General features: G+C 34.3%; 11 protein-coding genes. 1 reads left to right on the top strand and 10 read right to left on the bottom strand.

From position 1 onward, the window contains the following. Positions 1 to 300 precede the first annotated feature (300 nt). The 10 genes from Q8X41_RS00755 to Q8X41_RS00710 all read right to left on the bottom strand — a co-directional run bounded on the left by Q8X41_RS00755 (position 301) and on the right by Q8X41_RS00710 (position 12,088). On the bottom strand, positions 301 to 936 hold the full coding sequence (locus Q8X41_RS00755) for an MOSC domain-containing protein (protein WP_397540171.1): 636 nt from the start codon (positions 934 to 936) through the stop codon (positions 301 to 303). A 537-nt stretch (positions 937 to 1,473) separates the two neighbouring features. After that, entirely contained in the window at positions 1,474 to 1,974 is a 501-nt protein-coding gene (queF, locus tag Q8X41_RS00750) for a preQ(1) synthase (protein ID WP_397538363.1), read from the bottom strand. 277 nt (positions 1,975 to 2,251) lie between these two features. Next, positions 2,252 to 2,578 carry a phosphoribosyl-ATP pyrophosphohydrolase gene (locus tag Q8X41_RS00745; protein ID WP_397538362.1) on the bottom strand — a complete coding sequence of 109 codons (327 nt, stop codon included), beginning with the start codon at positions 2,576 to 2,578 and terminating at the stop codon, positions 2,252 to 2,254. Between the two features lie 41 nt (positions 2,579 to 2,619). Then, positions 2,620 to 3,801 (bottom strand): M20 family metallopeptidase, encoded by a 1,182-nt coding sequence (locus tag Q8X41_RS00740; protein WP_397540170.1) that lies wholly within the window; start codon positions 3,799 to 3,801, stop codon positions 2,620 to 2,622. 756 nt (positions 3,802 to 4,557) lie between these two features. Further along, the gene (locus tag Q8X41_RS00735; protein ID WP_397538361.1) at positions 4,558 to 6,009 is read right to left on the bottom strand and encodes a hypothetical protein; all 1,452 of its coding nucleotides are present in this window, start codon (positions 6,007 to 6,009) and stop codon (positions 4,558 to 4,560) included. Continuing rightward, the gene (locus Q8X41_RS00730; protein ID WP_397538360.1) at positions 5,999 to 6,523 is read right to left on the bottom strand and encodes a sigma-70 family RNA polymerase sigma factor; all 525 of its coding nucleotides are present in this window, start codon (positions 6,521 to 6,523) and stop codon (positions 5,999 to 6,001) included. Before Q8X41_RS00730 ends, Q8X41_RS00735 begins: the two co-directional genes overlap by 11 nt. Before the next feature lie 193 nt (positions 6,524 to 6,716). Continuing rightward, complete coding sequence (locus tag Q8X41_RS00725; protein WP_397540169.1) at positions 6,717 to 8,411, bottom strand: FAD-dependent oxidoreductase; 1,695 nt, start codon at positions 8,409 to 8,411, stop codon at positions 6,717 to 6,719. A gap of 427 nt (positions 8,412 to 8,838) precedes the next feature. Continuing rightward, the gene (locus Q8X41_RS00720) at positions 8,839 to 9,819 is read right to left on the bottom strand and encodes an alpha-ketoacid dehydrogenase subunit beta (RefSeq protein WP_397538359.1); all 981 of its coding nucleotides are present in this window, start codon (positions 9,817 to 9,819) and stop codon (positions 8,839 to 8,841) included. Beyond that, positions 9,816 to 10,886 carry a pyruvate dehydrogenase (acetyl-transferring) E1 component subunit alpha gene (gene pdhA / locus Q8X41_RS00715; protein ID WP_397538358.1) on the bottom strand — a complete coding sequence of 357 codons (1,071 nt, stop codon included), beginning with the start codon at positions 10,884 to 10,886 and terminating at the stop codon, positions 9,816 to 9,818. The genes Q8X41_RS00720 and pdhA overlap by 4 nt, the downstream gene beginning before the upstream one ends. A gap of 14 nt (positions 10,887 to 10,900) precedes the next feature. Continuing rightward, positions 10,901 to 12,088 carry a dihydrolipoamide acetyltransferase family protein gene (locus Q8X41_RS00710; RefSeq protein WP_397538357.1) on the bottom strand — a complete coding sequence of 396 codons (1,188 nt, stop codon included), beginning with the start codon at positions 12,086 to 12,088 and terminating at the stop codon, positions 10,901 to 10,903. A gap of 428 nt (positions 12,089 to 12,516) precedes the next feature. On the opposite strand from Q8X41_RS00710, the gene Q8X41_RS00705 reads away from it, so the two are divergent. Beyond that, positions 12,517 to 13,125: a TetR/AcrR family transcriptional regulator gene (locus tag Q8X41_RS00705; protein ID WP_397538356.1), complete on the top strand. Its 609-nt coding sequence runs from the start codon at positions 12,517 to 12,519 to the stop codon at positions 13,123 to 13,125. The last annotated feature ends 58 nt before the right edge of the window (positions 13,126 to 13,183 follow it).

Below are 13,183 nucleotides of genomic sequence, written 5' to 3'. Positions count from 1 at the left end.
TCCTCGGGCCAACACGATGTTGGTCACTAAGCCGTTGCCACAGGATGTGGCGTTCTTAGGCTTTGTTCCTTAAAATCGTTCCTCGGGGCTTTCAGCTCAAGCTTTTCCCGTAGGACTTTGAATGAACTTCACTGAATTAACCTCGCACGAAGAAAATGCGAATGCATTTTCGAGGACTCGCCGTCTTTCGCTCCACAATGAATAAAAATTGGATATTATTAAATGTCTTATATTTTATATGAATAATAAAATTGTTTCACTTAGAAAATCAAAAATGATAGGTAGCAAAATCGACCCTACTTATTTTGAATACTTCTCTACACGTACTTCTAATTTTTCTCTCCATACATCGGCTAATTCTGGTACATTTAGAATTTTATTCATAGCTTCGACATCTTCTGTACTGTGAAAGTAAGTATCCATACAATATAGAACAGAGACTTCTTGAGGATGTTTTTTCACTAAAGAAATTACTGAATCACTTCTTACAATACCTTCTTTTATTACTCTACATAAATAACCTACAAATCCAGTCTCGACAAGTCTCTTTAAAATGAGTTGATTATCTACCCTCCTAGAGATGGTGCTACATGGAATTCTCCCTTGTGTAATTTGAATGACGGCATCTCCAACTTGATAAATATCTCCAATACAAACATTTTCCTCTAACATATTGGTAACAGTTAAATTCTCGCCAAAAGCAGCTGCATCTAATGGTTTTCCAAATTCTTTTTCCCATTTAGCATAATGTTCAAATGGGTAAATACATACAGCTCTATCAAAGCCACCATGATGTTTTAAGTCTGCCACACCATCTCCACGAAATCCATCTTTCGTTAGATATACTTCATCAATTGATTGTTTACAAATCCCCGTATCCATTACCTGACCTTTTCCGTATTTCATTTCATTAGGTAAACCTATTGAAAAATTCATAATATTCACTTTGTTATACACTTCCAACTGTTATGCCTCCTTTTGTAACCAATGTACTCAATATTTCCAAGTATTAATAGTACCTAATTATACCATATCAACTATCATTTTTCGTTATGTTAATATAGTAAAACTCTACCATTAATGTAGCGTGTTTTTGGTAACTCTCATAATCCTGTCGATATACAACAAGAAGTGGACTATATTGGAGGGAAGTTTTGCGAGAACCCAGCTTGTCCTTTTATTTCCACATGAAGAAGTCATTTTTCGTCACGTTCTCTATGGATACATGCTCCATCAACTCCTATATGGATGACAGAATCCTTATTCGGCATCATCATCACGTCATCACTTATGGAATTTGAAGACTCGATTTTTTTGCTTTAAATTAAAAGGAAGCCAAGAATATCGGTTCATCCACATTCTTGGCTTCTTGTCTCAACGCTATTTTTTAATATCGCATTAATATTAGTACCTACCCTATCACAATAGCTAGCAATATCTTATTCCCATAATCTTGTCCAAGTATATGGAATTTTATCGATTATCCACTTTTTCTGGGTAAAGATCATGATTCATCAAACGATGCTCCGCCATTTTTTCGTATTTTGTACCTGGACGTCCATAATTGCACCATGGATCAATTGACAAACCACCTCTAGGTGTAAATTTACCCCATACTTCGATATAACGAGGATCTATCAGTTTTATCAAATCATTCATAATAATATTGACACAGTCTTCATGAAAATCTCCATGATTTCTGAAACTAAATAAATACAATTTTAATGACTTACTTTCAACTAATTTCTTGTCTGGAATAAAAGAGATATACATTGTTGCAAAATCTGGTTGCCCAGTCATTGGACATAGGCTCGTAAATTCAGGGCAATTGAATTTCACAAAGAAATCGTTCCCTGTATGTAAATTATCAACCGCTTCAAGTACATCTGGTGTGTATTCAAATAAATAGTTTGTATTTTGGTTTCCTAAAAGGGTTAAATCTTTCAACCCTTGTTCTTCAGTTCTTCCTGACATTCAAAATGCCTCCTTAATAGTGAAAGAAGCACATAACCTAAACACCCCAAAACTAAAAGTAAAAACGCTCGTACTTCTATCAAATCCACGTTATGTGGGCACTCGAGTAACTAGCGTCCGAAGCAAAATAAAAAAAGCCATGTCCGCAAAAAGTGGACATGGCATTATTCACATGTTCCATAGTTTTTTAGAGAGGGTATGCGCTATGAACCTCTTATTAAATTCATAAATATGATACTTAAATAATCTAGGTTAGTCAAGAAAAGATATTGTAAGCTTAATCATCCTCTACCTCTAAAAGATAGATTCCCTCTGAAAAGCCCCCTCGTTTTTCTTTTTTAGCCAATCGTACTTGTTCTAATTCTTGGAACGATACATTGTAAACATCCAGTGCTGCATGAACGAGCTCTAAAACATCTGCTAACTCTTCTAAGGCATCTTTTTGTCCTTTTGCTTCTTTAAATTCAAAAGCTTCTTCTTGCATCTTTAATTTAATTGCTCCTAAAAGTTGTTCTGGTGCTAATATTCTTGTTGAACATTTCTTTCTATTTTTCTCAATCACTTCGGGAATTAAATCACGGACTAATTTATTGTAAATTGGCATTTTCATCTCACCTTTTATTTAAATAATCTCTATACAGCTGATTATTCAATTACATTTTCTGATAGCTGATAAACATTCAACATATCCACTGCAAATCGGCTGAACACCTCAGCGCCCCTCACCAATACTCGATCATCGAAGTTGAATTTTGGATGATGCAAGTCTAGATTTCCTGAATCTTCTTTTGCGATACCTAAGCGAAAATATAGAGCTGGGATTTGGTCTGCGTAATAGCCAAAGTCATCCCCTCCCATAGATGGTTCATTTAATAAATCAATTTCATCATCTGCCATGAAACTTCTTGCACATTTCTCTAATTGTTCTGCTAAGAAATGATCATTGAATATATGTGGTGCACCAAATTTCATTTGATAGTCGATTTGCACATTCCACATGTTAGCTAAACTTTCGCAAATATTTTTGATTTCCGCATCAATTTTATGTCTTAGCTCTTTAGAATAGGATCTTGATGTCCCTGTCATAACAAGTTCATCTGCTACTACATTTGCAGCTTCCCCTGCGTGAATGGAGCCAATATGAATAACATGTGGCTCTAATGGATTGAATTTCTTAATATTTATGTGATTTATATGCTGAATCAATTCAGTTCCTATTACAATGGCATCAAGTGCTTGATGAGGTCGGGCACTATGGCCACCCTTTCCTTTAATTTGAATGGTAAATGTATCACAACCGGCCGTTGCATTTCCTTTTTTAATCCCAATATGACCAAAAGGAAGATGTGGCCATAAGTGAAGACCAATAATTGATTTTACATTGGGATTGAGTAAAACACCTTCATTTACTAGTCTCAATGCTGCCCCGTCTGCCTCTTCACCAGGTTGAAAAATACAGCGAACTGTTCCTTTGATAAGTGATCGATTATTATGTAAAGTTTTTACCGCTCCTAGTAAAATAGCTGTATGGCCGTCATGACCACATGCATGCATAACGCCTTTGTTTTGAGATAGGAAATCGCTAACAAACTCCTCATTGATTGGCAAAGCATCTATATCCGCTCTTAAAGCAATGGTTTCTCCTTCAGTGTCACCGACGATATCTACGAATACCCCGGTGTTTGCAATTTCTTTATATAGGATGCCCCAATTCGTTAATGTTTGTTTTATAAAAGCTGAAGTTTCAAATTCCTGAAAAGACAATTCAGGATTTCTGTGTAAATGACGTCTAATTTCAATTAAATTATTTTCTAAAGATAGACCCATTTTAACCAAAATTCTTCACTCCCTTATAAATTTTTTTTAAACAGAAAGTTAATAATTACTACACTTTCAACATCTTATACAATATGTTCTGTATATACTTTAAAATTCCTTTCGATTCTTTAAATTCCAACAAATCCATATACATAAATCCATTTTTGGTTTTTAACACGAGCATTTTAACACATTTACTTTTCACTATACAGATTTGGATGTTCCGCTACAGACTGCGCTTTCCATGGGCTTGGCTTCAATCTCCTCGTCACTACGTTGTGGGAACTGAAAAAGTGTTTAAATACAAATATTAATAGTATTTATCTAATTGCTAAATGATGTGGAATTAGCTTCGCTTTCCGCGGGCGAGCGGTGAGCCTCCTCGGAAGCCCGTACCGTGCTTCACTGGGGGTCTCACCTGTCTCGCTTTCCCCGCAGGAGTCTTCGCTAATTCCACATCAACAAAGATAGCTATACAAGATTTTCATTATAAATTTTCAACTTTTCCAGTGCATTCACTACGTTTCCCAAAGGATTTCAGCACAAGCTTTTCCCGTAGGACTATGAAAACTATGAATACACCTCACTGAATGAACATCGCACGAAGAAAATGCTAATGCATTTTCAAGGCCTCACCTTCGTAAGCGTTGCAATTAACAATATTGGATAACATAAAATGTTCGTATAATTTATATAAATTTTGCATTATGAAATTAATTTACATAACAAAAAGATCGCTCCACTTAATAGAACGATCTTTGCTCTTTACTTTAGTTTTAGTTGAATTTCTTCTTCATGTTTTCCCCATTTTACCTTTACTTTAAGAATTTCTTGATTTTTCATTAGCGCACCACCTATAGAGCCATCATTCATTTTATATTCTCTTCGAACGGTAGATGAATTTAAATCTTCATTCATTTTAATATTAGATGAACCAGCTTCATAAGAAATATTCAATTTACCTGATGCGGCTAAATCCTTTAAATCACCTTTATAACGAATAATTAATTGCCCTTTATCTTTACTATGATATTTTAGACTTCCATAATTCTCATTCCAAATCTCTGATCCTGTATATTCGTATGTCGCTTTCCAATTTTTACTTTCACCAGCAAAATGTGATTTCTTTGCATTGGTATCGAATGTGTAGATAGAATGATCAGCATCCTCTGAGTTTATTACGAGTACGCCCTCTTCTGAAAACCTAGGATGTACAAGTCTTGCCGAAATTTTATCGAATACATGTGTGTTCTTTAATTTTGTATCTGAAATAGTATAGAGTTTTACAGTACTCTCTGTCCCTATTGCAATGTAATTTTGATAAACAGCAAAGTAATTACATTTTTCTGTTTTTATAGTCGTCACTTTACCTGTTTTTGGATTCATAGTTTGCAGTTTATCATCTGCGAGATAATAGATTGCATCGTTTGCATAGGATAGATTGGTTATTATATCTGCTGATACGTTAAATTTTTTCACTTCATGCGTCGATAAATTATATATATTTAAGGCTGATTGATTTTCTTCTTTATTCGAAACTAGAAGATAATGAGCAGTTAACACTATATGACTACTAGTTTCTTTAAAATCAATTGGAATTTCTGTGATCTTTTTGTACTTAAGATTAACAATTCGGTAACTCCACTTATCTGAAGAAAATGATGAATAAGCAATTTTGTCTCCAAAAATTTGAATATCATGGGCAACTTGCTCATTTAACGAATATTTTTTGTCAGTAAGACGACTTTGTACGTAAATCTTTTTATCAGTCGCATATACTATCCATTCTTCGTTTACTGCAGCATCATTAATAGTATCTTTAATCGGCTTAATAAGTTGCTCTTCTTGTATCCAATCTAATTTATAGTTTAATATACTCTTACGATCTGAACTCAACATTATAAAAGAATGGTTTATATAGTCATATTGTGCATGCATAAGGTCAGAATATTCATAAGGCATGACTAATCGTTCAAACTTTTCATCTGCTTGTTTCTCATTTTGTGTTGCTTTTTGACTTAAAAACATAACCATCAGTAAACAAGTCATTGCAGCAAGTACGACACCAACAACAGCGGGTTGCCATTTGCGGTTAGGCTTCTTTTGCCCAGCAAGGCGTGCTTCTGCTTCTTCAAGGATTGTCTGCTGTTTCTCTTGACTTAATGTTACATGTTTTGGGACTAAATGGTCTAATATACTTTTCCAATTAGTTTTCATCAAGCATGCCCTCCTCAAATGTCGTTTTTGCTGTATGTCTTCCTCTTGCAAGTCTCGTTTTTACTGTGTTCACAGAGCATTCTAATATTCCGCTAATTTCTTGTATTGAAAAATCTTCCATATAATAGAGCCAAAGTACCTCTCTATATTTACGTGATAATGTTGCCAGTAAAGTATTTACTTCAACACTTGTTTCATTGTTAATAGCCGATTGTTCAGGATTTTCTTTGGAAACAAACCAATTCGAAATCGTTTCAGTCCATTCAAGCTTACGATGTGACCAACTTTTTAAATGATTGTGACAAAGATTGACCGTTATACGATATAGATATGTTTTAACACTCGATCTTGCTTCAAAATTTTCAAGGTGTATGTAATATTGTATAAATGCTTCTTGTACAAGGTCTTCAGCTTTTGCCTCATCCTTCACATAGGTATACGCAAGTCGAACGAGATACTTCCCATGCAAATCCATCGCAAGTTGTAATAGCCTATTGCGTTCTTCCTTTTCCATCTGCCCTACCTCCTTGGTATGTGTTAGACAACGCACCATTATAAAAAGTTTCATTTTTGATAAAAAAAGTAAATAAATTTAAAAAGAATTGCCTAATATAGCATAACATTTTAATACCTGACTATTTTTTGAAATAGACAAATAAAAAAGAACGGTGAAATTGGAAATCACCGTTCTCAAAAGGATTCATATTTTATTTAAAATTGTACTCTGTGACAATTTTTTCTCGAGTCAATGTTTGATCATTGAAATACTCATATAAACAAATTCCTAGGAATGAGCCTGACACATTCCAAACGTTGTCAAAACCTGAGTTTTGTAGAGCCATTACAGCGTTATAACTTCGTTGCCCCGAACGACAATGTACATACACAGGAATGTCTTTTGGAATTTCATCCATTCGATTGCGTAATTCACTTAATGGAATGTTAACTGCCCCAACTAAATGCCCTCTCTCAAACTCATCCTTTTCTCGTACATCAACAAAGTAGGCGTTAGTTTCTACTAATTGACGAACTTGTGATACAGTAATTTGGTTATAATGACCGTACAGTAAGTTTAATCCCACTAAAGCAGCAAGATTGACAACGTCTCTTGCTGTGCTAAACATTGGCGAGTATGTCAACTCCAGTTCTTTTAAATCTTCTAATGTGCCCCCCATTGTAATCAGTGTTGCGATTACATCGATTCGTTTATCTGCATTGCCTTTTCCAATAGCTTGCGCCCCCAGGATTCTTCCAGTTGGTACTTCGTATACTAATTTAAAATGGAGTGGATTACTATTTGGCATCAGACCGACTTTATCCGGTGCAATCAGATATACGCTATTCACGGTGAATCCGGCATTTTTTGCTGCTTTTTCATTTAGTCCTGTTGTGGCACAATTTAAATCGAAAATTTGAATACTAGATGAACCGATTACACCAATGTTTCGATTTGGAATGTTATACATATGATTCGCAGCTGCACGTGCTTGTCGTTGTGCAGGGCCTGCCAATGCCAGTCTTGTTTGGTGATGAGTTAAACGATGATAGACTTCAATTGCATCACCAACTGCATAAATCGAAGGATCTGATGTTACATAATTTTGGTTTACTTTAATACCACCAAGTTCACCGATTTCAAGTCCTGCTTCTTTAGCCAAAGAAATTTCAGGTCGTACACCAATCGCTAGAACGACAGCTTGTGCTTCAACCCGTTTGCCGGAATTTAGTTCCACATATTCATCTGAAACTTTTGCAAGACCATCATTAACAATTAGTTGAACTTCTTTGTCAGTCATTTCTTTATGCAGAATTTGTGCCATATCATAATCAAATGGCATCATGACTTGATTCGCAAATTCCACTAAAGCAATACTTTTACCTGCTAAGCGTAGGTTTTCTGCTACTTCTACGCCGATAAAGCCCCCACCAATAACCGCAATATCTTGAACATTTTCGTTACTCACATATTGGTTTAAGCGTTCAATATCTGTTACGTTTCTTACTGTGAAGACATGCGGAGCGTGAATTCCTTCGATATTGGGAACAATTGGACTTGCCCCAGGTGATAAAACTAAAGTATCGTAACTCTCATCATATTCTTCATTTAATAGTAGATTTTTTACGGTAATTGTTTTTTCCTCACGATTAATACTAACCACTTCTTGTTGCACACGCGCTTCAATATTGTATTTTGTTTTAAAAGCTGTTGGATTCATTAATACTAATCTCTTACTATTTTCAACGATACCACTTAAATGAAATGGTAATGAACAGTTTGAAAATGACACATGTGGACCTTTTTCAAACATAATAATTTCCGCTTGTTCATCTAAACGACGAATTCTTGCAGCAGTAGAAGCACCACCTGCTACACCACCAACTACTAATATTTTTTTGCCTATACCCAAAACTCCCTCTATAATTTTGACTTAATCTACTAATTTATCTTCACTTCCAATTTATACCCCGTGCGGTATTGTGTCAAGTGGAAAACATTAAACTATTACAATAACTATAAATTCAATTTTCCCCTTCAGAAAGAATAAATCTTATTCTTAAAACCTCTATCATTTTAAGTCATAAAAATAGAATTACTTTCAAAAATTATCAAAATGAACAAGCAACAAACTTTCAGATTGGAATCAAACGCTTTAGAACAAAGTTAAGAAATATTTTTCATCGATTCCTTAAAGAATCATTTATTATAGATGATACCTTAGTAATTAATTCCCCACCCACATTTTGAACAAGAGGAAAATTTTCTTGTGAAATCTATAAAAAAGATGCCTTAAAAGTTAGATATACCTGACTTTTAAGGCTTCTTTTATCTTAATCATACGTTATAATTTGATCAATAGCGTCCGAGATTCTCTCCAAGTTAGGTAGCCATTCTTCTTCAACGGTTGTTACTGGATAAGGTGAATCAAATCCCGTTACTCTAATAATAGGAGCTACTAGAGAAAAAATCGCTCTTTCACTTATTAATGCTGCAATCTCAGCACCGACACCATTTGTTTTGACAGCTTCATGAACAATTACTAGCCTCTCTGTTTTGGTTACAGACTTAACAATTGTTTCTATATCTAATGGCGCTATAGTTCTTAAATCAATTAGCTCAATAGAAATACCTTTTTGTTTATAAATTTGGACGATTTTCTTTAGTAGAATAATTGGAGGACCCCAAGAAACAATTGTAATATCATTTCCCTCTACTAATGTTGATGCTTTTCCAATGGGAATAGTATATGGATGATCCGGCACCTCTTCTTTAAATGCACGATAAAGTTTCATTGGCTCTAAAAACAATACAGGATCCTCATCCTCGATAGCAGCAAGTAAAAGCCCTTTTGCATCATAAGCACTGGAAGGCATTACTACTTTCAAGCCGGGTGTATGACTGAATAATGCTTCTAAACTATCTGAATGGAGTTCAGGAGCTCTTACTCCCCCTCCATATGGACTTCGAATTACAAGTGGTGCATTAAATCTACCTGCTGATTTGGATCGTATCCTAGCCACTTGACTAGCAATTTGGTCCATTGCTTCATAGATAAACCCCATAAATTGTATCTCTGCTATTGGTTTTAATCCATTAATACTCATCCCAAAAGCTGTTCCAATTATTGCTGATTCTGCAAGAGGTGTATCAATTATTCTGTCCTTACCAAATTTATGAATAAGACCATCTGTAACTCTAAAAACCCCTCCATTTATTCCAACATCTTCACCCAATAAGACTACACTTGGGTCTTTCTCAAGGGCTAATTCAATTGTTTGATTAATAGCTTGAACCATGGTCATTTCAGTCATTTTGTAATCCCCCTTTTTTTCGAACAATATTCAATTTGTTCTTGTAATAATAAATGGGGATTTTTATAGGCATTGCCTAAGACAGTATCCAACGAATCTGGTACTGTATTATCAACGATATGAATCGCATTTTCAATTTCTTTCTTTGTTTGTTGTAGAATCTGATTTTCCAGTTCATCTGACAACAATAATTTTTTCTTTAAATATTTTTGTAAGCGAAGAAGAGGATCTTTTGCTAACCATTTTTTTGTTTCTTCTTCAGTTCTATACTTTTTTGGTTCATCTGAAGTCGTGTGTGGTCCTTGTCGGTATGTGACTGCTTCAATTAATGTTGGCCCTCGACCTTCCCGTGCTCGTTTAATAGCTTCTTTCATCACTTGATAAACAGCAATTACATCATTACCATCTACTTGGATTCCTGGAATATCATACGCAATTGCTTTTTGTGCAATTGTTGCACTGGCCATCTGTTGATATACTGGAATACTAATTGCATATTGATTATTTTGACAGAAAAATATAACAGGAGATTTGAAAACGGATGCAAAGTTAAGCGCTTCATGAAAATCACCTTGTGATGTTGCACCATCTCCGAAATAACTTACAGTGACACTATCTTCTCCCTTAATCTTTGCTGCATGTGCAATCCCGGCTGCATGAAGTAATTGTGCTGCTATTATTACTTGAATAGGTAAGATACGCGTATTTTCTGGCATTTTCCATCCTGATGCGTATCCTTTTACATACATCAGAATACTTTCGATTGACATTCCACGAACTAGACAAGCTGCTAAATCACGATAACTTGGGCATATCCAATCTTTTTCATTTAAGGCCATTCCACTTCCAATTTGTGCTGCTTCTTGCCCGCTAAAAGGAGGATATGTGCAGATCCTCCCTTGTCTTTGCAGCCTTAATAGTTTTTCATCCAGTAGACGTGCTCGCTTCATCAAACGATACATTTCAAGTAATTCACGATCATTAACCTGAATTGATCTGCCGTTAATTATTTCACCATCTGAATTTAAAACGCTATATTGTTCTACTTTATATGTTGTTTCATTCATAAAAAGAATCACCCCTATCTAGTGTTTAACAATAGACTTTCTGGTTTTTCTATATAATCTTTTAAATCCTTTATAAATTTCCCGACAGGTTCACCGTCAATAATTCGATGGTCAAATGATAAGCTAATTCCCATTATTGTCCCAATTCCAATTTCCCTTGTTTGTAATATTACGGGTTTTTCTTTCATTGCATGGATTCCAAGTATAGCAACTTGAGGACAGCTAATCATAGGTGTTGCAAATGTTCCTCCTTGGCGACCAGTGCTTGATATCGTAAAAGTACCTCCACTAATTTCTTTCAAAGTTATTGATCCTGAACGGGCTTTTTCCTGTAAATTAATCATTTCATTTGCAATTTCTTCTATAGACTTTTGGTCAGCTTGATGAATGACAGGAACAATTATCCCCTCATTTGTCGAAACGGCAAAACCAATATTATATTGTTTTTTCAAAATAACTTCCTTATTCTCTTCATCTAATAATGCATTGAATATAGGATTTTTCTTTAATACTTCAGTAATAAATTTTATAATAATAGGCATATATGTTAACTTTACATCAGTAATAGTATCTAGTGTTTTTCGGAAATTAATTAATGCATCAACTTGGACTTCATCCATTGCCGTAGTATGCGGGATTGTGAATGCAGATTTCTCCATATTCTTATAAATTTGCTTTCTTAGTCCCTTTATTGGAATTCTAACATCCTCATTTAATACAGGATTTTTCTCGTCATTGTGTTTGGGATTTTTATTCGCTTCTGAAAAGTATTCTTGTACATCTTGTTTGGTTATTCGCCCATTCTCTTTTGAACCCTTAACATCAGATAAGTTGACACCTAAACTGCGTGCAAATTTTCGAACACTTGGTGCTGCAATTACTCTATTGATAGTTTTTGATATACTTTTTATATCATCATTTTGTTCTTTTATTTTACTTTTAGGTTCTAAAATATTCGATTCGTTATTATTTTCAATATCTATAATCGTATCGCCTACATATAATAGCTCACCCTCATTTCCGCTTCTATATATCACCTTTCCAGCTTTTGGGGATGTAATTTCCACCGTGGCTTTATCTGTTTGAACTTCCAACACTAGTTGATCTTCTTCTATAATATCCCCTACATTGATATACCATTTAATAATTTCAGCCTCATGAATTCCTTCCCCGATATCGGCAAATTTTAAAGGATAACTCATGCAACACGCCTCCTTTACATTAATACAAATTATTGAAAGACAATCTCTGATACTGCATGTCGTAACGAATATTTTTGAATGTGTAATCTGTATAATTCTGTCTGTCGTTTTAGAAAGTTGTTGATCTAAAATGCAAATACAGCTTTTTAAACATAACCTCCACCATTTTGAGAAAAAATAAATCCTTATCGTATGTTGGAAACGCTACCAAAATGCAGGAATTGTTCCTATTTAAAATAGAAAGCATAGAGAAAAACCTGTTTGTTCTGCTAAGGACCTAATAATACAAAAAATCCGATTTACGTTGGGATTTCAGTAAGTAACCCCTTCTTTTCTATATTTATGACGTTCAGTCATATTACTAAAATTGTATGCGTATATTGCTATTAAATATGACGTATCGTCAATAAATTTTTTTGGGGTGTAATATGAAAATAGATGGCCGAATAAATAGATCATTAAAAACAAAAGCAAAAATTTTAATGGCAGCACAAAATATTTTCAAAGATTTAGGTTACAAAAACACTACAGTAAATAAGATAGCAATGGCGGCTGGTGCAGCACATGGTACAGTTTATATTCATTTTCCGGAAGGTAAAGATGAAATATTGGCACACTTTATGACTGATTTAATGGATGAATTTTACTCAGTTGCAGATATAGAATTCGAACCTAAAACTACAGAGGAAGCTTACGAAATAATCAGATCTCAAATTTTTCAGTTTTTATCATTAGCTAAAAAATATCAAACAGAGCTTTTACTTTTTTATGAAGGAATTCAAGTAAGTCAGTTACTAAAAGAGAAGTGGGGATACATTAATGAAAATTTTATAAAAAGAATTTGTAGTGATATCACTTATTCACAGTCTTTAAGCCTCGCAAAGGCGGAAACTGATCCTGAGGTATCAGCACGTATATTATTTTATAACCTTGAGCATTTCCTCTGGGATATCATTCATAATCGAGTTTCTTTTACTGAAGAGTCGATTGCAAAAAATTTAACTCAAATCTATATGTATGGTCTTTATAATCAATAATTTCATGGAATTTTATGATATTAAAATATATCCATAGTAAATGCCACATAGCTAAAAT

The organism is Rummeliibacillus pycnus (assembly GCF_044359855.1).
In the GTDB taxonomy this organism is placed as follows: domain Bacteria; phylum Bacillota; class Bacilli; order Bacillales_A; family Planococcaceae; genus Rummeliibacillus; species Rummeliibacillus pycnus_A.
This window is presented reverse-complemented; position numbering and strand designations above follow the sequence as displayed.